Consider the following 25892-nt stretch of genomic DNA (forward strand, 5'->3'; position numbering starts at 1 on the left):
GCTAAAACCATGTCCTGTGGATCAGATTATGCGCCTGCCGTTCCGAGGTGTCCAGGGATTTCTGAACACTGTCTAGAAATCTCAGCGTGGAGCCGGTGGATCGGCGCCGGCGTGTGCGCGCAGTGACTCAGTGACCCGTCGGAGATACCTGGTGATCACATCCTGTTCCTGTGGCGTAAAGGAGTCCAGCTCCGCATCGACACCCATGATCATGGGGATCAGGCGACCCATCGCTTTGTCGCGCGACTCGGGGCGGGGAGCGACGAGGATGCCGCGACGATCGTTCGGCCGAGGCTCTCGAGACACATGCCCGAGCGCGACGAGTCGATCGACGGACGTGGTGGTCGCTCCCGCAGAGAGCCCCACTCTCCGAGCGAGCTCGGTCGGAGCGAGCGGCCCGCTCATGATCAGGTGCTCCATGACCTGGAGGTCGGTGGGATTGACGCCCAGCTCGTCGGCGAGGGAGGACTCGAACAGCTCACTGAGTTCGAGGAAGTCCCGCAGCAGCGCCGTCGCCGGTCGGGCAGGCGCGAACGCCGCTCTCTCGGCCTCCGGTGATGGACCCTCGCTCGCTTGCATGACCTCCACGATATCGCTACTCTCTTTCGATAGTCATATAATTCGACTATCGAACTACTATCCAAGGTGGGGAATTCTCGTGAGTGCTCTGACCCGTTTCCTGACGTCCGCCAAGACGTCGTGGATCATCCTCGTCGTGACCGCCGTCGCAGCCGCCGCGCTCTTCGCGCTCGCGGGGAGCGAGGAGTCCGAAACCGCCCCTTCCGTGGGGCTCCCCTCGTCGGCGGAATCGGTCAAGGTCGATGAGCTTCTGGAGGAGTTCACGAGTGCGGAGGCGACCTCTGCGCTCGTCGTGTTCGCCGCCGAAGATGGCGAGCTGGACGCTGACACCCTCGCTCTGATCAATGAGAAAGCCTTCGGCGATCTGGCGGATCTCTCACGCGACGGTGCCGTCCCACCCGCGCAGATCTCAGACGACGGAACGGTCGCACTGGTGATCGTGCCCCTCGAGCCGGAGCCCGACGTCGCCGCACAGTCCGACCGCGCACAGGAGATCCGCGACATCTCCGCCGCAGACATCGATGGGGTACGCGTCTATCTGACCGGCGCAGAGGGTTTCGAAGTCGACATCGCCGCTGTCTTCGACGGAGCGGACTTCACCCTGCTGCTCACCACCGTCATCGTCGTCGCGGTGCTTCTTCTGATCACCTACCGGAGCCCCTGGCTGTGGATCGTCCCACTGGTCGTCATCGGGCTGGCAGACGCCCTCGCCGGGATCGTCGCGCGACAGGTGGCCGGCGCCGTAGGCATCCAGCTCGACGCGTCGATCACCGGCATCCTGTCGGTGCTCGTCTTCGGCGCGGGAACGAACTACGCACTCCTGCTCATCGCCCGATACCGGGATGAACTGCGGTTGCACGAGGATCGCAGGGAAGCCATGCAACGGGCTCTTCGCGGAGCGGGTCCCGCAATCATCGCCAGCGGATCGACCGTCGCTCTCGCTCTTCTCACGCTGCTCCTCGCCGAGATCGCCGGCAACCGCGCGCTGGGGCTGGCGTGCGCCGTGGGAATTCTCGTCGCCATGTTCTTCGCTCTCTTCGTGCTCCCCGCCGCCCTGGTGCTGTTCGGTCGCGGTCTCTTCTGGCCCTACATCCCCCGGTTCAACTCGCCCGATGCCATCTCGCGCAGCGTCTGGGGCAAGCTCGGTCGCGGAGTGTCCAAGCGACCGGTCCTGGTGGCATCCGTCGGCTTCGTGGCGCTCGGAGCAATGGCCAGCGGCCTGCTGTTCGTCCAGACCGGGCTGTCGCAGAATGACCGTTTCCTGCAGAAGCCTGAGGCGGTGCAGGGTCAGGAGGTTCTCGCTGACGCGTTCTCGGCGGGAACCACCTCCCCCGCTATCGTCGTCGTTCCTCTCGATGATGCGGACGCAGCCGCCGCTGCCCTCGGAGATCTCGACGGCGTCGATTCGGCGACCATGGGAGAGACGACGGATGAGCTGGCGCGGATCGATGTCACCCTCGATGCCAGCGCCGAGACCGAGGCGGCGTTCGCGACAGTCGAGCGCATGCGCGACGCCCTCGACGACGTCGGATCCGGCGAGGGCCTCGTCGGTGGCCTCGACTCTCAGGCGCTCGATGTCGCCGATGCGCAGGCTCGCGACCAGGCGCTCCTCATCCCGCTCATCCTTGCGCTGGTCTTCGTCGTCCTCGTCCTTCTCCTTCGGGCGTTCGTCGCTCCGTTGCTGCTTCTGATCGCCGTCGTGGCCAGCTTCTTCTCGGCCATCGGGCTGAGCTGGTGGCTCTTCCAATCCCCGCTCTTCGAGTTCCCCGCCATCGACACGAACGTGCTGCTGTTCAGCTTCCTGTTCCTCGTCGCGCTCGGCGTCGACTACAGCATCTTCCTCGTCACTCGAGCGAAGGAGGAGGCCGCGCACCTCGGGACCACGCAGGGAATGATCCGCGCTCTCGCCGCGACGGGCGCCGTGATCACCAGCGCCGGCATCCTGCTGGCCGCGGTGTTCGCCGTGCTCGGAGTCCTGCCACTCATCACGCTGACGCAGATCGGCATCATCGTCTGCATCGGCGTGCTGATCGATACTCTTCTCGTGCGAACCGTCATCGTCCCGGCGCTCGCCTTCATCACCAAAGACAGCTTCTGGTGGCCGCGCCGTCCGCCGCTTTCCGATGCCGAGGCCACCCGGAACGGTGCCGACGCGCTCTCCGCCGAGCAGAGGCCTGACGTCGTGAGCGTCGGCTAGGACGGCGGGCTGCGGCTCAGGCAGGCCCGAGGACGAATCGACCTGAGAGCACCGAAACGAGAAACGCCCCCGAAGCACGGGGGCGTTTCTCATCGTGTGGTGGGTTGTTCGCGTATCTCCACAATGCCCTGAGTCTTCAGCAGCCATGCACCGCATGTACGAGGCCAATCCTCTGGCGCGACGTCGTTATTCCTCTGGACCACCACGAAGCGTGGTGGATTGCTTCTCTGATCTGGATCCTTGCTAAGAGGATCCGACAGGTCCAGCGCCATCGTGATGTCCACCACGGCGTACCTCTATATCGATGTGTGTGTCGCCCTCGCGGCGGCACCTACCGTCGAGCGTTCAGCGCGTTCCGCACGAGGGACATCACGACATCGTTCCCGCGGTATTGCGTCCACGCTGCGGAGATCGTGCGACCTGCCATGCGAGCTGCCTCCGCCATCCCTTCTCGAAAGTCGCTGTCCGCGAAGATCTCCTTGCACAGATCGCTGGCGTCTCGCTCGGTCGTCACAGAGTTGATGGTCATGATGTCCTCCTTGTTCCGCCCGGATCGGCGCTGGGACCATGCTCAGGCGAAACTCGTATGGACAGAAACGGATCGCTGTCCAGACAGTCGCTCGCGTTGTCCAGATGAGATGATCAGGACGTGACCGCGGACCTCGTATTGGACTCCATGCTCTGGAAGGCGTTGCCCCCAGACCTAGAAGATCGTTCGGATCCACACGCGCGAGAGGTTCTGGTCGTCGCCTGGTATCTCTACCTGTTGGCGAAGGGCGAAGGGCTGTCCGACGCATCCGAGACCCCCCTCCACGCCCGTGTTACGATTCCCGCCGAGGTCGTCCTGTTTCTCCAGCACTACTTCACAGACCTCGACAATGAAGAGGCCCTGCGTACCTCGCTGTACACGGCGCTGGTCGAGGTCGCCGCCGAACCAGCGGGTCGTGAGACCACGGACATGCTGCTCGGTATCTCTCAGGTGTTCTGGGCCCTGTCGTACGACAAAGAGGACCGACCTGACCTGCCCATGAAGGGCGGGCGAGAACTCCTGCCCGAGACGCCTGAGCATCCTCGTCAGCTCGCGTGGATCGGCATCGATGAGCTCGACGGCGACTTCGCCCGGGTGAAACGCCAGGACGAACGAGCCCTTCTGGCGAAAGGAATGTTCAAGAGCCCCGACCGCGTCTTGTTCAAGACTTCCGGTAGCGGTCTGCGACGTCGCGGCGCTGGCATCGCGGTACGCGTGGCGCGTCATATCGTGCGAACGACGCCGGGAGATCCTCCCCCGCTCAGCGACGCACGTGTTCGGCCTGCCGGGAGCAAGCAGGCGATCCAGCTGACACCCCTGGTATCTCGAGCAAAGCCATCAACTGATCCCCCACCGGCTCTGCCGCAGAGCAAGGCGAATGAGCTTCAAGCGCTCGTGGATCGGATGGCCTTCCTCGCGGAAGCTGTGCCGCACGAGCACGAAGTCTCCCACGCGGCCGCGCTCCTGATGGCGGGCTTCCAGTCGAGTCGAACGGGTAAACGCGAGCAGGCGATGTCCCAGTTCGCGAAGTCTGCAAGCATCAGTGAGACTCTCGGCGTGCTCCATCCAGACGATCCCGACCATGAGGTGCTGCTGGCGATGGCGCTGTTCATGGACGCGTCCGTGCGGCTCATGTCCGAGACGGATGCTGACGAGGTTCTGAGCCGCGCCACCTCACTCGCTCTCGATCTTGCTGACCGCGACGACGACCATGCGGACCTTGCGGCATCCGTACTCACGCTCCAAGGACTCATGGATATGCACCTCGGGGACCTCGAGAGCGCGCGGAAGCGTATGCGCCGCGCCGTCAACATTTCCACCAAGATCTCGAGACGACCCGATAGCGATTCATCTTCCGAAGCGCTCCTCGTCAGCAATCTCGTCGGCGTTTCCGTTCTCGACCTTCAGGCGGGTCTCGCGGACGAGGCCCGAGTCTCCGTTACTCAGGCTCTGACGATTTCCTCGCGAGCGCACGCGACTGAACCCGAGAACTACGCAATGTCCATTGCGCACACCGGAGTGCTCGTGACGGCCAGTGAGATCTTCGACCAGCTGGATCAGCCCGAAGAGGGACTCGCCGCTGCGGCGTCGGCGGCGAGCATCGCCCAGACGCTTGAAGCGAACGACCACTCACGCTTCACCCTCGGGCTCAGTCAGGTGGCAGCCGCGCGCTGCTGCCTGTCGCTGGACAGACTCGATGACGCCGTCGATTGGCTCTCGGGCGCAGTGACGCAGTTCGAACAGCTGGCGGATGCGGGTGTCGGTGCCCGCGGCATGTTGGATGTGATTTCTGTGCACGCCGGCGCGCTGCTCACACGAGGCATCCTGCTCGAACAGGCCGGCCGCACCGACGAAGCTGAAGCATCCCTTCTGAGGGTCGCTGGTGTGCTCGACGGCAGAGCCGAGTTGGGTGATCAGCTGATTGTGCGCGAGTCATTCAACAGGCTCGCCGATCTGTATCGGGCAACCGACCGTGAGCCTCTCGCTGAGTACGCCGCGAAGCGAGTCGACGACGTGCTGGAGGAAGCCCTGGGCCTGCCAGTGACGGCCGGCGACGAGTAGCGAACTCCAGCCATCGGACTCACGCGGTCCGGTCAGCTATTCGGGCCTGCCAGAATCCACGTGAGGCCCTGGGCCCAAGTGAAGGCAGTGACCTCGGCGAACTGCTGCACCGCTGATTCGACCAGGGGATCCTCGCTAAATGGCTCGCCACCAAGCAGCCGGGGCTGGCTGCTACGCCACGTCTCCACCCATTGGGGCACACCCTGGACAGCAGCATGGGCGATGCCCAAGGTCTCGGTCAGCGGCGCTGTTCGCCCTTCAAGTTGCGCGAACCATACGTCAGCGGGGCTTGCTTTCACCGGCTCCGGCTCTGGGTTCTGTAGCGACGTCTTGCCTGTCTTGAAGTTGAAGGCTTTGTGCCCCGACTGTAGCTGTGTCGCTTCGACGATGACGCTGTTCGCAATGATCTTGCCGGCGATCATTGTGTCCCAGAGCTCCTGCACCGTATGGAACTCCGGCGCCGCATACACGATGTGCGCGGCGGAACCGCTCGCCGCTGCCAGCTCATGCAGGGTCGCTAGCTGATTCTTGGGTGTATCGAAACGGAAGCGGTAGTAAAGGCCACCGAAGTACGTGTGGTGCATCGCCCGAGAACTTTTCAGAGCATCCGATCGCTTGTACTGGATGAACAGATTGAACACAGCGTCAGGCAGTTGATTAGGCGCTCGGTGATGAATCGAGACGCCGGAGCGATGGGTGAGACCCATGGCTCGCCACGCAGTGTTCCGGGACTCAAGCGCCGTCATTACATCGAACCCGAGCATGGCCTCCAGCCGAGCTCCTGGCGCGAAGTGCCGAAAGGGCGAGCCCTCAACTCCTTGAGCGAGCTCAGCATTGAATGCCGACTCGTAGCTCTTCTCTTCGAAGAATGACTTCACCATCAATGTTCTCCCAGGGACGTCTAGTGCGCAATCGCGCGCATCGATGGTGATCAGCGTGGGCTGTCGCTCACCGACGATCCAGGCCATCACACCGCGAGCCTCCGACTTCATGAGCATAGTGACGACAGTGACGATTCCGGAGCGGCGGGCACGAACGCCGCGCTCGACGGGTGTCGGCCCCGTCGGACAATCCTGCAGGTCGCGCTCTGGCACCGCACCCCTGGAGCGTTCAGGACCGCCGCAGCTTCAATCCCGCTGACGCTGCGCGACGCTGGACCTCCGGTGAAAATCGTGTCTGGGTTCGCTCTGGCGTGACTACCCCCTGGTTAACTACACGCCGGGCGGGGTGCTCGCGCCTGGGGCTGAGCACCCCGCGCACCCGGCTCACACGTCGACGGAAGGTTTCTCAGCGCTCTTCGAGCGCTGATTCTTGCGGGTTCCCTTCTTGGCCGACGCGCCCGCGCGACGTTCCCTGCCGAGCAGTCCCCATGCGGTTGCTGGCAGCGTCTCGCGGCCACCTTCACGCAGGAAGCTCGCGTACACGAACAGGTAGCGAAGCAGGAGGCCGACACCGGCGAAGAACACCACGATAACGCCGGCCCGCAACCATTCCGGGAGCGTCGTCACCTCGAAGCCCATGACGATCACGGGCAACGCGATCCCGAGGATAGCGAGGACAGTCAGCACCTGGATGGCGAGTGAGAACCCTGCCGGTTGACGGCTGGCGTCCAACGCCTCCCGCGCCAGTTTCGCTTCCTCTCGCGCCGCCCGACTGTCCGCGTCTGCCGCTTCGATGCGGTCTGTCAGCTGCCTGCGTCGTGACGGGAGATCGGACCTGGGCGTGAAGGTCGGGAAGTCCTGAGGGTTGAAGCCGGCCGCTGCGATCCCGCTCATCAGTCGGTCCTGCGCGCTCATCGCGGCTCGGGCTTGCTTGCGTGCGTCATCGCAGGTGTGGTCATACGCCCACTCCCACACATCTACGTTGCCCACAGGGAGATCGTGGTGAGCGCTGTAGAACTGAGACCAGCTTGGATGTGTCTTCGTAGTGGGCACGAGTTTGTGGAGCCGCGGGATGGCTTGTCCCATCTCGTTGACGATGGCGTCCAGGCCCTGCCTCACCCGGTTACCGTCGAAGTCGGCACGTGATTTCCCCGTGAGAGCGAACAACTGGTCGAGAGGTAGTTCAAGGTTGGCGGCGACTATCGCATCGTAGACGTCCCACTGGTTGATGAGCTCGTCGACGTTCATACCTTCGAGGGCGGCCTCGAACTCTGTCTTACGAGCGTCGGCGCTCGCTTGTCGTGCATGCAGGTCGGTGACCCGCCTGCGAGCGGCTTCCTGTTCGGCGTGGAGTCCGACGTACCGAGACGCGAGAAGACCGCCGACAATCGCGATCATCGCAGCAGACCCTTGCGCGATGGAGCTCAGGAGCCAGTTCACGTCACCCATGGACTCATTGTGTCGGAAACCACAGACGTAACGAGGCACTCCGGGGCCGCGAGGCAGGTGCGCTTAGATACAGGTGTGACGACATCTGAGGTGGCCTTCGTGCCCGCGACGTTCGCCTTGCGCCCGCCCCGCGTGGCCATCGTCTTCTTGGACGATGATCACTGGCGCGATTGGGTCGCGCGTGCGCTTCTCATCGCCTCTGATTACTGGGGCGGCGGCGGGTTCATCCTCGTCCCACATTCGGAGACAGGGGAGCCCGCGCCCGAGTTCGCTGAGATCGTCCGTGCCTACGACCCTGATCATGTCGTGACGCTGGAGATCCCGGTTCCAGAGTTCGAGGAGTGGTATCCGGGGAGCGTCGCCGTAAGTGGCGTGCCCGACGGCGAACGCGCCGATTTCATCCGCAGCATCCACGGAGACACGACCAGCTCCGCAAGCTCCCGCGCGCGCGACATCGTCGCGTCCTGGTGCTCGCCGATGCGCAACGCCCGCATGGTGCGCGACCAACCTGCGCGCCAACGTGAAATGCACAAGTCACTTCGCGCGGCGAAGCGTGACGAGCGAATCCCCCGCGGCTTGCCTGTCGCACCGCTCCCCTCGCGGCCGGTCCTGGCGGCATCGTCGACATGGCGGACAGACCTCGGTCTGTTCCTCGCCGGCCGCATCGGAGTCATTCACGACGACGAGCAGGATCGTCCCGAACCGGGACCGGAAGTGATCCCCTGGGCAGTGCAGCACGAAGGTGTGAACGCACCCGAGGCGCTGAGGTATGCCCCCGCCGACTTCCCGGCGATGGCAGGAGATGCCCCGACACTCATCGACTCTCATCCGGGCTTGATGCGAGTGTCCCGCGGATTCGTGCGTGACGTGGGCGGCGTGGTGGTCGGGGATACCGGCACGGACTTCGCTCTCGCTCTCGCGTACGACAAGGTCCTCGGGCGAGGCTATTGGGTGACGACAGCGATGATGGACGACCCGGAGGTGCTCCGTGAGCTGCGTTCGTCTCTGTGGTGGGTGATCAGTCAGGTGGAGCAGCAGGCCGCAACGCTCACGTTCTCCAGCGCGTCGCTGGACGAGGCGGCGGTCGCGGCCGCCGCCGAGCGGTTGCAGGAGCCGGTGTATGAGTTCGAGCGTGGAAGCCGGCGCCGCGACATGGTCGAGGAGTCCGAGACGGTACAGGTGCGCGCGCCCCTCATCGAACACGCATTCACTGAGGTCGTACTCAACGAACACGTTGGTGTGTCCGCCGTCATTCCGATGTCGACGGCAGAGGACGGCACCCTCGAAGCGATGACCGGCGTAGAGGCCCCGGTGCCTTCCTCTCTGATGTACCCCGTCGACTCCGGGCGGGTGCCGTATTGGTATGTGGATGTCTCGTTCGGTCGGGTTACTGCACCATTCGCTCGCAACCTTCCCGGTTCAGCCTTGCTAACCGTGGATGACGGACGCTACCCCGAAGTGACTACCCGGGCGAGCAAGGATGGCATCTCCTATAACCCCGCGTCGCTGGGGTTCGTGTCCAGCGGGTCGCTCCTGCCCGGACGACTGGGGAAGCCGCGCCTCCGTGCGTTGTCGATGCGCGCTTGGGTCGAGGGCATGGCGCACGCCGAGGGGCTCGGAGTGCGGCTGTCGGCCGCCGGCCGGCAGTCCGAGCTGGTGAGTAGACGCCTGGGATCCCGAGATGCGCTGCTTGATCTCGTCACCCCCGCGACGGTGGTCGCGCTCCGAGCCTTCATACCGCACAAGAAGGTGCCGACCTCCCGCGAGGCGGGGAATGTGGTGATTGGCCTGGATCCGTATCTGTCGTTCGAGAGGATGGCGTCGCTGATGCCGTCCGAAGCCGCAACCGTCGCGCTCATCGACACTCTCTCCGCAGCTCGGCTCCTCCGGCGCGGACTCATCCTCGACTGCAGCGAATGCGGGCGAGTGTCGTTCGTGGATGCGGATCGCGTCGGCCAGCAATATGAGTGCCCGCAGTGCGCGGCCACGAATGTGCTCAGTTCCGAACGGTGGCGCCTAGGAAACGAGCCCCTGTGGTTCTACGACCTGTACACGCCGTTCCGGGACTTGCTGCGCGACCACGGCGATGTCCCCGTCCTCGCGGCGGCGCGGCTTCGCAAGAACGGCCGCGGCTACTCGGACGCACCTGAGTTGGAGTTTTTCGAGCTGGACTCCGGGACTCCCGTGGCCGAGGTGGACGTCATCGCACGCTCCGGCAGCGAGGTGATGGTAATTGAGGCGAAAAGCAACGGGACGTTCTCGGGCTCACGCGGCCCGCAGACGAGGAAGCTCCTGCGCGTCGCGCGGGCTCTCCGTGCGAACCGGATCATCCTCGCGACCTCGTTGCCCGAATGGAACGCGACCGATGTCGCTCATCTCGCGCGGGAGGCGGCGAAAGCGGTCCCGTTCTCGATGGTCGGCACCACCATGACCGACCTGGACACGAACTAACCGGGCCCACGTGCGGCGGCATCACATGCCGAGAAACCGGCCGGCCTCCGCCGCGGCCGCTCGACGCAGCACCACGCTGTCCATTCCCCGCAGTGCACCACGTACGAGGGACTCCTCCCACACCAGGCCTGCCCCCATCGCGGTCCGCTCTGACACACGTTGCGCCGGGATCTGCCCGCCGCGGCACAGGAGGTGAAGAAGTGTGTGGATGGCAGCGGTGAGTGCCGCGTCATGAGCGCGCATCGCCGTCAGCAGTCTCTCGTTTCGCAGGATGTCGACGCGTGTGCTCTTCACCAGCATGGCGGTATCCCGGGTATCGCACTCCAGGGATAACACCCACTCGAGCGGGACGATCCTGCGCGCGACGATGTCGTTCTCCCACGCTCGCCGCACAACGCGGAGATTGGAACGCAGGCTCCGTGCCCTGTCCCAGGCAACCGACACCGCGACTTCGCAATGCAACGCTCGCGCTGCGCTGACGGAAAAGATCGGCATCTTCAGACTGGTCCGGCATCGCGCCGCGGCGTCTGGTCGCGCGGGTGACCACGACTCTGGCGGCCCGACGCCCTCGGCTGGTCCTAGAGCAGGAGCAACGAGACGGCATTTCGCCTATACAGACTCGCTGCGCAGTCCCACAGCCAGCTGTCGATCCGATATGCGGAAGCAGAAGCCACCTCGGCGAGCTGCAGCCCGCACGGCCTCACGCTCAGTACGCCATGCTTGGACCATGACGGAACGCCCCAATGAACCTGCGCGCGAGGGCCGCCGCACCCGCCGGTTGTTCGATTTCGGGTCCCGCCGGCCCGAGCGCAATGCGCAGACGGACAGCCGCCAGGCTGACCTTGCCGAAGAGTCGAAGCCGTCTTGGTTCAGCGACGACTCCAATGCGGCCATCGCGCCGAAGTATGGTCGCGCGGACTTCCTCGCTCGCGCATGGGAGATCATCGACGAAGCGCGAACGCAGAAGTCATCCACCGTGTTTGGGCTCGTCGGCCCGTGGGGATCCGGGAAATCCTCCATGCTCGACTGGATTCGAGGGCAAGCGGCAGAGAGCGATGCCCTGCAGCCGTGGAGAGTGCTGACCTTCAACCCGTGGGACTATCCGGACTCAAGTTCTCTGCAACTCGGGTTCTTTGCAACGCTGCAGACCAGTTTCGGCGACTCGAAGTTCAGCGCCGCACGCACGCTCATCAGCGAACTTGGCGTCGCGGTCGCCCCGTTCACGGCTGTCACAGCCGCGTGGGGTTTGTTTGACCCGAGCAAGGTCGTCGAAAGTGGGGCGAAGCTTCTCGGCGGCGATCGGAGTGCGGACAGCGCGCGCCGCAAGCTGGTGAAGACGCTCGAGGAGCAGAAGACCCCGGTACTCATCGTCATCGACGACATCGACCGCATTTCCGCCGATGAGCTTCTCTTGGCACTGAAGCTCATCCGGCAGCTCGGCCGGCTGCCCTACGTGCACTATCTTCTTTCCTACGACGAGTCGACGATCTTGGACGTGCTAACCCGCACCAACCTCATCGGTAACGATGAGCTAGGACGCGCGCGCGACTACATGGAGAAGGTTGTCCAAGTGCGCTTCGACGTCCCTCGGCTGCGGCCTTCGGATGTGTTCGCTCTCACGAATGAGGCGCTGCTCGCCCTCGAAAGCGCGGGTCACGCGTTGAGAGGACCCGACCGTGCGAGATTCCAGGAAGCGTACGAACGCTTCCTCTCCCATCGACTGTCCACACCCCGTGCTCTGCGCAGGTACTTCGCTCAAGCACGAATCCTCAGCCCACGGTTCGCCGAGGAAGTCGACCTCGTCGACTTCTTGATCGTCACGTGGATCCGCACGTTCGAACCGGGCGTATACGCCCTAATTCAGCAGCACAGGAGCGAGCTGATCGGGATGCCAACGAGCGGTGGCATGCCGCCAACAAACAAAGCGGCGCGTGAATCCTCGGTGGAGGCTGCTCGTATTCGTTGGAACCACTTGTTGGATCAGGCGGGGACGAGGGCGTCTGATACGGGGACAACCCTGGCTGCCCTCGCAGAACTGTTTCCGCGATTCGCGCAAGCGACGGAACGACCCTCAGCGGGTGGTTCGACACAGCGGCCTCACATCGGGTCCGAGCAGTACTTCGACCGGTACTTCACCGCGGGCGTCCCGGACGGAGACTTCGCGGACAGTGTTGCTAGAGAAGCCATTGCGGACTTCGAGAGGGGCGCCGGGCGCTCGTCGGCCGCAGCAGACGGGTGCACGGAGGGGCTGAGCAAGAATCGCGTTCTGACGTCATCGAAGATCGCTGCGGCCGCCGCCGCAGCAGAAATTGTCAACCCCGAGACCTTCGCATGGCTGGCCGAGATCGCGGAGATCGATCTCACTGCCCCGGAACCGCTGGAATCGACGTATGCCATTCGTCGACTCATCGCGCAAAGGCTGCGCGAACTCCCAGCGGACTCGGTTACTTCCGTCATCGAGGCGATGTCGGGCGGAAGCCGCGGTGCGCTCGTGGCGACGGCCGTGTATTGGGCAGCTGACGACTCGCCTGACGGGTCACGCCCGCTGCTACTCTCCACCGACGTGCGACATGCGGTGACTCGCGCGATCCGTCAGCTTCTGGACGCTACGGGAGCGACGGCAACGGACATGCCCTGGCGTATCCGTGAAGCCCTGACGGGGTGGAATGTCATCGACTCCCTCGGATTCGCCTCGTGGATTCATGAGCAGGCGAGGCGTTACGGGGATCTCGAGGTTCTCGGGTATTTCGTGCGACTAACCGTGTCCTTCGACAAAGGTGCGGAGCGCGCTCGCATCGAAGGGTTCGACCTCCCGGAGGCCTCTCACCATTTCGATCTCTCCCAGGTTGCGCAGCGGTACGCGCGTGAGATCAAAACGAACGTGTCCAGCTCGACGAAGCTGGTGGACACTCCGGAGAACCGACGGTCAATTGTGCTCGCCGCAATCGGACGCGAGATGCGACTGCGGTCCGCGACGCCTGCACCCGGAGGACAAGAACCTAGCGACGAGCCACAGGATTATGAAGGCGACGGCGACTGACCCGGTCCAGGCGAGGGCTGGGCGTACTGCGCAGCTCTCGAACGCGCCCCGCACGCCCGCGCTGTCGCGCCAGGCAGCGTGCTCAGCCCCGCTGGTGTTCTCATGTGCAGAGACGTGACCGCCTGCCGCCCACGAGTGGTGGATATCAGCGCTCGAGGTTTCAGTGCGTGAGCACGGCAGCCTATTCGCTGGTGAGTTCTCGGCAGTTGCCGCTGCGCTCGCATCCCAGTCGTCGTTGACGGCTTCGCGACGGGAGTCCGTCTGCACCCTCTCACCGATGTCCCCCGCGAAGATGCTCGGAAGCTCCCGTGGCTGAAGGTTCTCGTGAACGGGGTAGAACCGCGTGTCGAAGTGAGGTTTCCGCCAGGGGGGCTTGCCGTCGTTCACTCCCGCAACGCAGACGTCGTCGTCGGCGGCGCACTGACGGGCGTGCTCCAGGCGCTGCAGTTTCGAGGCGCCACGGCGCCGGACGCTCTCGCATGCCCCGCGCAGCATTCGGCGATAGATGCGCACGCGATGGAGGTCGCAGTCGGATGGGTCGCTTCGGGATTCGTCCTCCCCACGGACCCGGTCATCGAACAGTCGAGAGTCACCCAGGCGATGTCCACGCTTGGCTGGATGAACCGACAGGCGCACGTCGAATTATTGGTGCACGCGGCACCGAGCAGTTGCTCTTGTCGCTGCGCTTCGTTGCGCCGGATAGCCTTTCCGCGTCACCGGGGATCAAGTAGGCGAGGTTCGCGACCGGGGGCGAGCCGTCCCTGTCTGACATCGCAGACACCGCGCGCACGAGACAGAGCCCGTCTCATATGGAGGAGCGCCGAGAACCTGCACCCACGCAGAAACGGGTGGGGCGGTTTCCCGCCCCACCCGTCAGATGACGCGCTCCCAGCTGTCGGCGGCGACCCTACGGCGCTTCAGCGCCAGCAAAGTACCGAGGGCGGCGAGGATGCACGCCGAGTCGGGCGCAACGGCAACGCGATCCCGTAGCTGGCAGTCCGCAACCGCTCCCTGTGCGTGGGCCAGTCGGCTCTCGCCCCACCGGTGTCGGGCCGCAACCGACCTCAGGGCCTGCTGCGGGAAGCCTTCGCGAGGACCTTGTCCGCCTTACGAACCTTCTTGAAGGTGCGCAGCCGTGTTTTCTGAAAGCGCAGGTGGGTGACGATGGCCGCCGTGCCGAGAAGCCACGTCCAGCGGGGACCTCGGAAAACGGGAAAGTAACTAGCGAGCCAGAGCACGATGTGGATTACGCTCAGCCCGGAAAGTGCGATCTCGACCCCTCCGAATCTCGCGCCCGCGCTGACGCTCACCACGGAGAGCAAAACCGCGAATCCCGCGACAATAAAAAGGTACGCGGCTGCACCGGCGAAGATCACCCATCGCGTGACGTAGACAGTCCCTTCAGCGTCCAACCACCCCACCACTGGAGGTCGCAGGCGTGCGAGCTGAAGGGCATTGATGTGGACGATCACGAGCATTGCAATAGGCAGCAGCGGGTACACAAGCAGGAGCGTCCACCAGTCGCTGCCCGCAGCTCCGCCGACCGCAGCTGCCACGAACACGACGCCACCTGAAGCGACGATGGACGCCGCGTACCAGCCCACAACGATGAGGACCGCGCGGTTGGTGCGAAGTCGTGAGAGGTCCGCGGGGGCACCGGAACGTTTCTCCCAGCCAGCACGGATCTCGTCGAACACCGCGCGCACACGCTGCTGCCGGTACTCGGACTCTTGAGCGCGAACCTCCGCCCCCAAAGGGAGCACCTCGACGATGACCGCGGCGACAAGAACGCAGACGAGTGCCAGAACCGCCGCAGCCAGAGTGTCGGCACCATTCAACTCCCCAACGACGAAAGCGAAGCCGGCAACCCATCCCCATGTGGCGGCCAGCCCTCCGATGAAGATGACGATCTGAGTAACAGTGGCGGCCCCGAACTGCGTTGCCTCAAGCACGGCCAGGGCGAGCAACGCCGCGACGAACGTCGGCAGTACGACTCCCGCACTCTCCGCGAACGGAATCACGAGCGCGTAGGAGAAGTTGCGGATCGCCCTCTCCGATTCGACGCTCGACGGTTCTGGAGCCCCAGCGCCCAGATACTGCGACAGCCCTACTGCGACAAGCGCAGCGGCAACGAGCAGCCCGGCGCCCACAAGCGTCCAAGGCCGGCGCCGGACGTCCGTCGAAACGCTACGCGCAAGCGTCTGTTTCGCAGCCAAGATCCGCTTGCTCCCTTTCGACATAGACGCATGGTATCGGTGCTCAGGAGGATGCTTCTTCTCGGTCGAAGTCATCGTCGCCGGGGAGGACAGGGCCGTGCGGTTGTACGTCGGGTCCCGGATCGTTCCGGGCGTGCGTGCGACGCCGCGGCCAGCAGTCGGGGCGGGAGGATGATCGGCGCCACGAGAGAAGGGCCGCCGAGTGATACTGGCGGCCCTTCTCATGTGGTGTTTAGATCCGAGAACATCTGAGATCTAGATCCGAGGAACTTCTCTGGTGGCGAGTGAGGGATTCGAACCCCCGAATGCTGAGCAGTCTGATTTACAGTCAGATCCCTTTGGCCGCTTGGGTAACTCGCCAGAGCGCACCCGTCCGACTTCGACAGCCAACCGGGGGCACGATAGATAATCATACCTGCCGAGGGCAGGCGCGAGAAATCGAGCGGTCAGCTCCCGAAAACGCCCTGGTCGGGGTCGGCCAGCGACTCCGGAGTCCGCAGCAGGCCGCCCTCGGCGCGGCAGGTCGCGGCGGCCACATCCATAGCTCGGACGAGCAGCTGCCGCCACCCGTCAGCGTCGGAGGGCGTGCCGTGCGCCAGTCCCGAAGCCACGGCTGCGAGGGTCGCATCGCCGGCCCCGACGGTGTCGACGACGCGGCCGGGCAGCGTCGAGATGGGCGCCGTGACGATTCCGGCATCCGACTCGAGAGCCGCGCCATCCGCACCCGCGGTCGCGAGAACCGCGCTGACACCGAGGGCACGCAACCGTGCCCTGAGTGCGTCGAGATCGCCGTCATAGAGAAGCGACGCATCATCGGCGCCGACCTTGACGATCGATGCCCCGGCAGCCGCACGCTCGAAACCGCGCACGAACTCGGCACGATCACTCAGCATCCCCGAACGCGGGTTCGGGTCGACAGCGAGTCGAGCATCACCGACGGCCTCGAGCAGCGCATCGACCTCAGCAGGCACATCGAAGGGGAAGCAGCTGACGGCCACGAGACCCGAGTCGGCGATCGCCTGGACGGCTTCGCCCGAGTACCGGATGCTGCGCCTCTGCGCCGCCTCGTTGAAGACGTAGACGGGCTCGCCGTCCGACGCACGCTGCACGATCGCACGAGACGAGCCCAGCGGCGCCTCGCTCGCGATCAGTCGCACGTCGTGATCGTCGAGGTACTCGCGGATGTGCGCACCCGCTTCGTCCTCTCCGACCATCGCGATCAGCGTCGTCGGCACGCCCAGCCGGCGAAGGCCGACGGCGACGTTCAGCGCCGCGCCGCCCACCAGCTCTCGCACTCCACCGCCGTCGTGGATCTCGTCGATCAGTGCGTCTCCGACGACGACTGCACCGCGTGCTCGGGAGGATTCATCACTCATTCTGCCGACACTACCGCGAGAGCGGCTTCTGGGCCCGCTTGCGCGGCTTCCCTGCACTGCATCCCATCAGCGCTACGGTGAGCGCATGAACCCTCGAATCGCCGCCGGAGCTGCGGCTCTCCTGCTCGTGACGCTGCTCACCGGCTGCGGTTCCACCGGCTCAGGATCCGCCGGCCCGAGCGAATCCGGGGAGCCGTCGTCGAGTTCTTCGCCCGATGGATCGACAAGTCCGTCACCCTCCCCCACTCCGACCGAGACGCCGATCGCTCTGCCCTCCGATTGTCGCGCCATCCTGTCGGACGACGTGCTCGCCCAGCTCGACGGCATCCCGCTCAACGATGCGGCCCTCGGGCCCTCCGGAGTGGGCGACGACGGCACGCTGACCTGCATCTGGGCGGACCCGAAGGCCGACACCACCCGTCTCGTCACGACGATCTCTCTGATGAGCCGCGGCCCGGCCCTCGACATGCTGAACGCTCTCGTCGCCGACGAGGGCTTCACGTGCTTCACGCCGGACGGCGGCACCCGCTGCGAGAAGACCTGGCCGAACACGCAGTACCCGGTCACCGACGGGCGCACCCTGTTCTGGCGTGACGACGTGCTGATCGACTCCGAATACTCCAACCTGGCCCCCGAGGGCTATACCTCGAGCATCGTGGCGCACCTCTTCGACTGACGGCATCCGGACACGAAGAAGGCCCCGGGCGAATCGCCCGGGGCCTTCTCACTCACTCACTCAGTACGTCAGTTTTTCGACTCGCTCGCGCTACGCGCGTGCTCGCTCAATCATGACCCGCAAGCGGGTCAATTGTACGTACCCGGCGTGATGTCGTCCGTCGAGAACGCGTCGAAGTCGACGTAGCCGAAGTCGCCGTCAGCGTACGCGCCGTCGGATGCGAAGATCCGGTTCGGGTAGCGCTCGCTCTTGGCTTCCTCGGTGGCCTCGACCGTGACGTCGCGGTACTTCGAGAGACCGGTTCCGGCGGGGATGAGCTTACCGATGATGACGTTCTCCTTGAGACCGACCAGCGGGTCGCGCTTGCCCTGCATCGCAGCCTCGGTGAGCACGCGGGTCGTCTCCTGGAAGGAGGCGGCCGACAGCCACGACTCCGTCGCGAGCGACGCCTTCGTGATACCCATCAGCTCCGAACGGCCGGACGCCGGGCGCTTGCCCTCTGCCACAGCCTCGCGGTTGATCGCCTGGTAGCGCTTGAGGTCGACCATCTCACCCGGAAGCAGGGTCGTGTCGGCGTGATCGACGACGGTGACCTTGCGGAGCATCTGACGGACGATGACCTCGATGTGCTTGTCGTGGATCGGCACACCCTGCGAGCGGTACACGCCCTGGACGCCACCGACGAGGTAACGCTGCACCTCGCGGGCACCCATGACACGCATGACCTCCTTGGGGTCGAGCGTTCCGACCAGGAGCGGCTGACCGACGCTGACGTGCTGACCGTCCTCGACCAGAAGCGTCGCACGCTTCAGAACCGGGTAGATCACTTCCTCGTCACCGTTGTCGGGCGTCAGGATGAGCCTCTTGGCCTTGTCCGTCTCGTCGATAGTGATGCGACCGTCGGCCTCTGCGATCGGCGACGCAGCCTTGGGGGTACGCGCCTCGAAGAGCTCCTGCACGCGGGGCAGACCCTGCGTGATGTCATCGGCCGAAGCCGAACCACCGGTGTGGAAGGTACGCATCGTCAGCTGGGTACCGGGCTCACCGATCGACTGGGCCGCGATGATGCCGACGGCCTCTCCGATGTCGACGGTCTTACCCGTCGCGAGCGAACGGCCGTAGCACTGCGCGCAGACACCGACAGCGGAGTCACACGTGAGCACCGAGCGCACCTTGATGCTCTCGACACCCAGCGCGACCAGCTTGTCGATGAGCACGTCACCCACGTCGTCACCGGCAGAAGCGAGAACCTCGCCCTTGCTGTCGACCACATCGGAGGCCAGCGTACGAGCGAACACCGAGTTCTCGACGTTCGCGTCGCGCACCAGCTCGCCCTGCGAGTTCGGAGCGGCGATCGGGAGCTCGAGGCCCTTCGACGTGCCGCAGTCCTCTTCGCGGATGATGACGTCCTGCGAGACATCCACCAGACGACGGGTCAGGTAACCCGAGTCGGCGGTACGCAGAGCGGTGTCGGCCAGACCCTTACGGGTACCGTGCGTCGCGATGAAGTACTCCGCCACCGACAGACCCTCGCGGTACGAGGAGATGATCGGACGCGGGATGATCTCACCCTTGGGGTTGTTCACCAGACCACGCATACCGGCGATGTTCCGGATCTGCAGCCAGTTACCACGAGCACCGGACGACACCATGCGGTTGATGGTGTTGTCCTCGGGGAAGTTCGCCCGCATCGCGGCCTGAACCTCGTCCGTCGCCTCGGTCCAGATCTTGATGAGCTCCTGGCGACGCTCGGTGTCGGTCGTCAGGCCCTTCTCGTACTGGGACTGGACCTTCGCGGCCTGCTTCTCGTAGCCGGCGACGATCTCCGCCTTGTTCGGAGGCGTCAGGATGTCGCTCAGAGCGACGGTCACACCGGAGCGAGTCGCCCAGTAGAAACCGGCGTCCTTGATGCGGTCCAGCGACGCAGCCGTCTCGACCTTGGGGTACTCCTCGGCCAGCTTGTTGACGATCTGCGACAGCTTGTTCTTGTCAGCCTGCTCGCGGACGAACGGGTATCCCTTGGGAAGCGTGTCGTTGAAGATCGCCTGACCGAGCGATGCGTCGACGAGACCGTGACGCTCGTAGCCCTCGGGAGCTTCGCCCTCGAGGAAGGTCAGACCCGGGATGCGGATGCGGACCTTGGCCTGCAGGTCAAGGGTTCCCTCGTCCTTGGCCAGGATCGCCTCGCCCACCGAACCGAATGCACGGCCCTCACCGGCTGCGCCCGCCTTGACCGTGGTCAGGTGGTGCAGACCGATGATCATGTCCTGCGAAGGCAGGGTGACCGGGCGGCCGTCGGACGGCTTCAGGATGTTGTTCGACGCGAGCATCAGCACGCGGGCCTCGGCCTGAGCCTCGACCGACAGCGGCAGGTGGACAGCCATCTGGTCACCGTCGAAGTCGGCGTTGAACGCCGCGCAGACGAGCGGGTGCAGCTGGATGGCCTTGCCCTCGACGAGCTGAGGCTCGAAGGCCTGGATGCCCAGACGGTGCAGGGTGGGTGCACGGTTGAGCAGCACCGGACGCTCGCGGATGATCTCCTCGAGCACGTCCCAGACCTCGGGACGGGTGCGCTCGACAGCGCGCTTGGCTGCCTTGATGTTCTGCGAGTGACCGAGGTCGATCAGGCGCTTGATCACGAACGGCTTGAAGAGCTCCAGAGCCATCTGCTTGGGCAGACCGCACTGGTGCAGCTTGAGCTGCGGTCCGACGATGATGACCGAACGGCCGGAGTAGTCGACGCGCTTTCCGAGCAGGTTCTGACGGAAGCGACCCTGCTTGCCCTTCAGCATGTCGCTGAGGGACTTCAGGGCGCGGTTGCCGGTTCCGGTGACGGGACGACCACGGCGACCGTTGTCGAACAGTGCGTCGACGGCCTCCTGCAGCATCCGCTTCTCGTTGTTGACGATGATCTCGGGGGCACCGAGGTCGATCAGACGACGAAGACGGTTGTTGCGGTTGATCACACGACGGTAGAGGTCGTTGAGGTCGGAGGTCGCGAAGCGGCCACCGTCGAGCTGCACCATCGGGCGCAGCTCCGGCGGGATCACCGGAACGACATCCAGCACCATGGCGGCCGGGCTCATGCCGGTCTCCAGGAACGAGTTGACGACCTTCAGACGCTTGATCGCGCGGATCTTGCGCTGGCCCTTGCCCTCGGAGATCTGCAGGTGCAGGCTCTCCGCCTCGGCTGCCAGGTCGAACGCCGCGAGGCGACGCTGGATCGACTCGGCGCCCATGTAGGCCTCGAAGTACTGACCGAAACGGTCCTGCAGCTCGTGGAAGACGTCGTCCTCGGGACGCAGTGCGCCGACCTCGAGGGTGCGGAAGTCTTCCCACACGCGCTCGAGCTTGGCGATCGCCTCGTCGGCACCCTTGCGGATGAGCGACATCTCCTTCTCGGCGGCGTCCTTGACCTTCTTCTTCGCGTCGGCCTTGGCGCCCTCCGCCTCGAGGGAAGCGAGCTCCTCCTCCAGGCGTGCCAGACGCTCGGCGATCTTCGCGTCGCGACGGTCTCCGAGCGTCTTCAGCTCGAGACGGATGTTGTTCTCCTGCGTGCCCAGGTCGCGGTGACGAGCATCCTCGTCGACCGAGATGACCATGTAGGCGGCGAAGTAGATGACCTTCTCGAGGTCCTTCGGCGCCATGTCGAGCAGGTAGCCCAGACGCGAGGGAACACCCTTGAAGTACCAGATGTGGGTGACGGGAGCGGCGAGCTCGATGTGACCCATGCGCTCACGACGGACCGAGGACTTGGTGACCTCGACGCCGCAGCGCTCGCAGACGATGCCCTTGAAGCGGACACGCTTGTACTTTCCGCAGGCGCACTCCCAGTCGCGGGACGGGCCGAAGATCTGCTCTCCGAAGAGACCGTCCTTCTCCGGCTTCAGGGTGCGGTAGTTGATGGTTTCAGGCTTCTTGACCTCGCCGTAGGACCAGGCGCGGATGTGGTCCGCGGTGGCCAGGCCGATGCGAAGCTCATCGAAAGTGTTTGACTCGAGCACAAATTCTCCTGTGTAGGAATTCTTCTGAAGAAATCGGGGAGGTGGGCCGCCGACCGGGCATGCTGCTCAGTCGGCGGCCTGAACCTTAGATCTCGTCGATCGAGGCGGCCTCGAAGCGGCTGGAGATGTTGATGCCGAGCTCCTCCGCAGCGCGGAAGGCCTCGTCGTCGGTGTCACGCAGGTTGACGAGCGTGCCGTCTGCCGAGAGGACCTCGACGTTCAGGCAGAGCGACTGCATCTCCTTCATGAGCACCTTGAAGGACTCGGGGATGCCGGGCTCCTGGATGTTCTCGCCCTTGACGATGGCCTCGTACACCTTGACGCGGCCGAGGATGTCGTCGGACTTGATCGTGAGGAGCTCCTGGAGCGCGTATGCGGCACCGTAGGCCTCGAGGGCCCACACCTCCATCTCACCGAATCGCTGGCCACCGAACTGCGCCTTACCACCGAGCGGCTGCTGGGTGATCATCGAGTACGGACCAGTCGAACGCGCGTGGATCTTGTCGTCGACCAGGTGGTGGAGCTTCAGGATGTACATGTAGCCCACCGAGATCGGCGCCGGGAACGGCTCGCCGGAGCGCCCGTCGAACATCTGGGCCTTTCCGGTGGAGTCGATCAGGCGCACGCCGTCACGGGTCGGGATGGTCGAGTCGAGGAGACCTGCGATCTCCTCCTCGCTCGCACCGTCGAACACCGGGGTGGCGACCTTGGTGCCGGGTGCGGCCTCGAAGGCGTCCTTCGGGAGCTTCGTAGCCCACTCCGGGTTTCCTTCGACCTTCCAGCCCTGCTTCGCGATCCACCCGAGGTGGGTCTCGAGCACCTGACCGAAGTTCATTCGACCCGGGATGCCCAGCGGGTTCAGCACGATGTCGACGGGGGTTCCGTCCGCGAGGAACGGCATGTCCTCGATCGGGAGGATCTTCGCGATGACACCCTTGTTGCCGTGACGACCGGCGAGCTTGTCACCCTCGGTGATCTTGCGCTTCTGGGCGATGTAGACCACGACTCGGCGGTTGACACCGGAGCCGAGCTCGTCGTCGCCGTCCTCGGCGTTGAACTCCTTGACGGCGATGATCGTGCCCTGCTCACCGTGGGGCACCTTCAGAGAGGTGTCACGGACCTCGCGGCTCTTCTCGTTGAAGATCGCGCGGAGCAGACGCTCTTCCGCCGACAGCTCGGTCTCGCCCTTCGGCGTGACCTTGCCGACGAGGATGTCGCCGGGGCGGACCTCGGCGCCGATGCGGATGATGCCGCGCTCGTCGAGATCCTTCAGCAGCTCAGGGCTGACGTTGGGGAGATCACGGGTGATCTCCTCCTTGCCGAGCTTCGTGTCGCGGGCGTCGACCTCGTATTCCTCGATGTGGATCGAGGAGAGGGTGTCGTCCTTCACGAGGTCCTGGCTGAGGATGATCGCGTCCTCGAAGTTGTAGCCTTCCCACGTCATGAACGCGACGAGGAGGTTCTTTCCGAGGGCCAGCTCGCCGTTCTCGGTGGCGGGGCCATCAGCGATGACCTCTCCGACCTCGACGCGGTCGCCCTCGTTGACGACGACCTTCTGGTTGTACGACGTGCCCTGGTTGGAGCGGTCGAACTTGCGCAGGTGGTAATCCTGCGTTCCACCCTCGTCGAGCATGACGGTGACGCGGTCTGCGGAGACCTCGGTGACGACACCCGGCTTCTCAGCCGTGAGCACGTCGCCGGCGTCGATGGCGGTGTAGCCCTCCATACCGGTTCCGACGAGCGGCGAGTCGCTGCGCAGCAGCGGCACAGCCTGACGCTGCATGTTGGCGCCCATGAGCGCGCGCTGCGCATCGTCGTGCTCGAGGAACGGCACGAGCGAGGTCGCGACCGACACCATCTGGCGAGGCGAGACATCGATGTAGCCGATGTCCTCCGGGAGGAACATGTCGACCTCGCCGCTGCCGCCCTTGGGGCGGGCCAGGACGTGGCTCTCGATGAAGCGACCGTTCTTGTCGAGCGGGGCATTGGCCTGCGCGATGTTGAAGTCGACCTCTTCGGAAGCCGTCAGGTAGTCGATCTCCTCGGTGACGACGCCCCCGGTGACCTTGCGGTACGGGGTCTCGATGAAGCCGAACGAGTTGATGCGCGCGAAGGTCGCGAGAGCACCGATCAGACCGATGTTCGGGCCTTCCGGGGTCTCGATGGGGCACATGCGGCCGTAGTGCGACGGGTGGACGTCACGGACCTCGACACCTGCGCGGTCACGGCTCAGACCACCGGGGCCGAGAGCCGAGAGGCGGCGCTTGTTGGTCAGACCCGCGAGCGGGTTGTTCTGGTCCATGAACTGCGAGAGCTGCGAGGTTCCGAAGAACTCCTTGATCGCTGCGACGACGGGGCGCACGTTGATCAGGGTCTGCGGCGTGATCGCCTCGATGTCCTGCGTGGTCATGCGCTCGCGGACGACGCGCTCCATGCGGGAGAGACCGGTGCGGACCTGGTTCTGGATCAGCTCGCCGACCGCGCGGATGCGACGGTTGCCGAAGTTGTCGATGTCGTCGGTCGCGATGCGGATGTCGGCCTTCTTGCCCGAGCGGATGCCGGGGAAGGTCTCTTCCGTGCCTGCGTGCAGACGCACGAGGTACTTGATCGTCGCGACGATGTCCTGAACCGTGAGGACCGAGTCGGTCAGCGGTGCGTCGAGACCGAGCTTGTGGTTGATCTTGTAACGACCCACCTTCGCCAGGTCGTAGCGCTTCGGGTTGAAGTAGAAGTTGTCGAGAAGCGCACGCGCGGCCTCGGCAGCGACCTGCTCGCCCGGACGCAGCTTGCGGTAGATGTCGCGGAGCGCATCTTCCTTCGTGACGATGGTGTCCTTCGCGAGCGTCTCCTCGATCGAGGTGTAGCCGGCGAACTCCGTGAGGATCTCCTCGCTGGTCATGCCCAGCGCCTTGAGGAACACGGTGACCGACTGCTTGCGCTTGCGGTCGACACGGACGCCGACCTGGTCGCGCTTGTCGATCTCGAACTCGAGCCATGCACCACGGCTCGGGATGACGCGCGCCGACACGATGTCCTTGTCGGACGTCTTGTCGGGGGTCTTGTCGAAGTAGACACCCGGGGAGCGCACGAGCTGCGAGACGACGACGCGCTCGGAGCCGTTGATGATGAACGTGCCCTTGTCGGTCTGGAGCGGGAAGTCGCCCATGAAGACCGTCTGGGTCTTGATCTCGCCCGTGAGGTGGTTCATGAACTCGGCCTCGACGTACAGCGGAGCGGCGTAGGTCTTGCCACGCTCCTTGCACTCCTCGATCGAGTACTTCTCCGGCTCGAGGTACGGGTTCGTGAACGACAGCTGCATCGTTTCGCCGAGGTCCTCGATCGGGGAGATCTCCTCGAAGATCTCGCCGAGGCCGCTGTTCTCGTTCACGTCTGTGCGGCCGGCCTTCTTGGCCTCTGCGACACGAGCCTTCCAGGCGTCGTTGCCGACGAGCCAGCCGAAGGATTCGGTCTGCAGAGCGAGAAGGTCAGGGACCGTCAGCGTGTCGGAGATCTTGGCGAACGAAAGACGGGATGCTCCGCGTCCGTTCTTAGTGGTGGTGGTGGTGGATGCGTTGCGAGCAGCAGCCAAGGGAATAACCTCCGTGAGCCCCGCAGGGCTTCTCGATTCCTTTGTCGTCAGGTGAGTGTGCGCCCGGATGCTCAACGAAATGCCGACCACCATATGAGGGCAGGGAGAAGCGAGCGCAACTACCAACTATACGCGCGAACTTGCGACATGGCAAGCTCAATCCTTGACGTTCTTCGGATGCTGCGGTATTGGCGCCCTCAGGACGCCTCGTCGGACGTCGGTCAGACCCAGGTCCAGGTGACGAGGATCGACTCGGCGACCGCCTGCCGCTCGTCGGGAGTCACCGTGTCGCTGAACGAGAACGTGACGACGTAGGTCTGGTCGTCGGTGCTGACGTAGTACTGCTCGACGCTGTAGGTCGTGCCCTCGCTCGTCATCGACGCCGACAGGTGAGCGGACTCGGAGTCTGCGATCGTCACCCGGTCGTTCACGACGATGTCGGTCGCGCCGGCTCCCTCGAGCTCGGTCACTCCGGCGCTCTCGACGAGGTCAGGAGTGACGAGGCCGGCAGGCGACTCGAGGACGTTGACGTTGTCGGCGAACCCGTCCGTGTCCTGTCGGTTCGCGGCGAGCGTGTCCGGGCTGAAGCCGGCGATCTCCTGATCGGGCACGGCCCACCCCTCGGGGACGACGTAGGTGTACCCGTCTCCGGTGATCGTCTCTCCCGTGGCGGGTGCCGCGTCGAGACTCGTCGATTCCTGCGTGCTCGGAGCACTCGACTCCGCCGGCTCCTCGCCCGTCGAGGTCGACGACTCCGTGGTAGGGAAGGAGCATCCGGTCAGGACGAGCGATGCAGCGAGGAGGATGACTGCCGCGGACGGAAGGGGAGAGCGCATGGCCACAG

The 25892-nt window shown here is 64.8% G+C and carries 15 protein-coding genes and 1 tRNA gene; 5 read left to right on the top strand and 11 right to left on the bottom strand.

Annotation, left to right across the window (positions count from 1 at the left end; all coding sequences use genetic code 11):
- Positions 1 to 81: 81 nt before the first annotated feature.
- Positions 82 to 579 carry a MarR family winged helix-turn-helix transcriptional regulator gene (locus OB895_RS07625; RefSeq protein ID WP_311879723.1) on the bottom strand — a complete coding sequence of 166 codons (498 nt, stop codon included), beginning with the start codon at positions 577 to 579 and terminating at the stop codon, positions 82 to 84.
- 79 nt (positions 580 to 658) lie between these two features.
- Between OB895_RS07625 and OB895_RS07630 the strand changes: the two genes are divergently transcribed.
- A complete protein-coding gene (locus OB895_RS07630) occupies positions 659 to 2776 on the top strand; it encodes an MMPL family transporter (RefSeq protein ID WP_311879724.1) in 2118 nt (705 codons plus the stop codon).
- A 331-nt stretch (positions 2777 to 3107) separates the two neighbouring features.
- Here OB895_RS07630 and OB895_RS07635 read toward each other — a convergent pair whose 3' ends face one another.
- Positions 3108 to 3305, bottom strand: a complete 198-nt coding sequence (locus OB895_RS07635) for a hypothetical protein (protein ID WP_079112351.1) — start codon at positions 3303 to 3305, stop codon at positions 3108 to 3110.
- A gap of 120 nt (positions 3306 to 3425) precedes the next feature.
- Here OB895_RS07635 and OB895_RS07640 point away from each other — a divergent pair, with 120 nt between their 5' ends.
- Positions 3426 to 5366 (top strand): hypothetical protein, encoded by a 1941-nt coding sequence (locus tag OB895_RS07640; RefSeq protein WP_311879726.1) that lies wholly within the window; start codon positions 3426 to 3428, stop codon positions 5364 to 5366.
- A 32-nt stretch (positions 5367 to 5398) separates the two neighbouring features.
- Here the strand turns inward: OB895_RS07640 and OB895_RS07645 are convergent, their stop codons facing one another.
- Together OB895_RS07645 and OB895_RS07650 are read right to left on the bottom strand one after the other, a co-directional pair.
- Positions 5399 to 6460, bottom strand: a complete 1062-nt coding sequence (locus OB895_RS07645) for a hypothetical protein (RefSeq protein WP_153302139.1) — start codon at positions 6458 to 6460, stop codon at positions 5399 to 5401.
- A 171-nt stretch (positions 6461 to 6631) separates the two neighbouring features.
- The gene (locus OB895_RS07650) at positions 6632 to 7696 is read right to left on the bottom strand and encodes a hypothetical protein (RefSeq protein ID WP_079112348.1); all 1065 of its coding nucleotides are present in this window, start codon (positions 7694 to 7696) and stop codon (positions 6632 to 6634) included.
- A 99-nt stretch (positions 7697 to 7795) separates the two neighbouring features.
- Here OB895_RS07650 and OB895_RS07655 point away from each other — a divergent pair, with 99 nt between their 5' ends.
- Positions 7796 to 10147, top strand: coding sequence for a hypothetical protein (locus OB895_RS07655; protein WP_153302138.1), 2352 nt, complete (start codon positions 7796 to 7798; stop codon positions 10145 to 10147).
- A gap of 21 nt (positions 10148 to 10168) precedes the next feature.
- On the opposite strand, the gene OB895_RS07660 is transcribed toward OB895_RS07655, so the two are convergent.
- Positions 10169 to 10642 (bottom strand): hypothetical protein, encoded by a 474-nt coding sequence (locus tag OB895_RS07660; RefSeq protein ID WP_194286009.1) that lies wholly within the window; start codon positions 10640 to 10642, stop codon positions 10169 to 10171.
- Between the two features lie 232 nt (positions 10643 to 10874).
- Between OB895_RS07660 and OB895_RS07665 the strand changes: the two genes are divergently transcribed.
- Complete coding sequence (locus tag OB895_RS07665) at positions 10875 to 13187, top strand: KAP family P-loop NTPase fold protein (RefSeq protein WP_194286008.1); 2313 nt, start codon at positions 10875 to 10877, stop codon at positions 13185 to 13187.
- A 1064-nt stretch (positions 13188 to 14251) separates the two neighbouring features.
- Here the strand turns inward: OB895_RS07665 and OB895_RS07670 are convergent.
- The 3 genes from OB895_RS07670 to OB895_RS07680 all read right to left on the bottom strand — a co-directional run bounded on the left by OB895_RS07670 (position 14252) and on the right by OB895_RS07680 (position 16779).
- Positions 14252 to 15427, bottom strand: a complete 1176-nt coding sequence (locus OB895_RS07670) for a hypothetical protein (RefSeq protein ID WP_079112341.1) — start codon at positions 15425 to 15427, stop codon at positions 14252 to 14254.
- A 251-nt stretch (positions 15428 to 15678) separates the two neighbouring features.
- Positions 15679 to 15763: transfer RNA gene (locus tag OB895_RS07675), tRNA-Tyr, on the bottom strand.
- An 86-nt stretch (positions 15764 to 15849) separates the two neighbouring features.
- Positions 15850 to 16779, bottom strand: a complete 930-nt coding sequence (locus tag OB895_RS07680) for a PfkB family carbohydrate kinase (RefSeq protein WP_079112340.1) — start codon at positions 16777 to 16779, stop codon at positions 15850 to 15852.
- Between the two features lie 85 nt (positions 16780 to 16864).
- Between OB895_RS07680 and OB895_RS07685 the strand changes: the two genes are divergently transcribed.
- Positions 16865 to 17455 carry a hypothetical protein gene (locus OB895_RS07685; RefSeq protein WP_042539089.1) on the top strand — a complete coding sequence of 197 codons (591 nt, stop codon included), beginning with the start codon at positions 16865 to 16867 and terminating at the stop codon, positions 17453 to 17455.
- 128 nt (positions 17456 to 17583) lie between these two features.
- On the opposite strand, the gene rpoC is transcribed toward OB895_RS07685, so the two are convergent.
- From rpoC to OB895_RS07700, 3 genes are all read right to left on the bottom strand, one after another.
- Complete coding sequence (gene rpoC / locus OB895_RS07690) at positions 17584 to 21459, bottom strand: DNA-directed RNA polymerase subunit beta' (protein ID WP_042539086.1); 3876 nt, start codon at positions 21457 to 21459, stop codon at positions 17584 to 17586.
- Between the two features lie 85 nt (positions 21460 to 21544).
- Positions 21545 to 25048, bottom strand: coding sequence for a DNA-directed RNA polymerase subunit beta (gene rpoB, locus OB895_RS07695; RefSeq protein WP_042539084.1), 3504 nt, complete (start codon positions 25046 to 25048; stop codon positions 21545 to 21547).
- 221 nt (positions 25049 to 25269) lie between these two features.
- Positions 25270 to 25884, bottom strand: coding sequence for a hypothetical protein (locus OB895_RS07700; RefSeq protein WP_079112339.1), 615 nt, complete (start codon positions 25882 to 25884; stop codon positions 25270 to 25272).
- Positions 25885 to 25892: the final 8 nt, after the last annotated feature.

It is taken from the genome of Microbacterium forte, from assembly GCF_031885415.1.
Classification (GTDB): Bacteria; Actinomycetota; Actinomycetes; order Actinomycetales; family Microbacteriaceae; genus Microbacterium; species Microbacterium forte.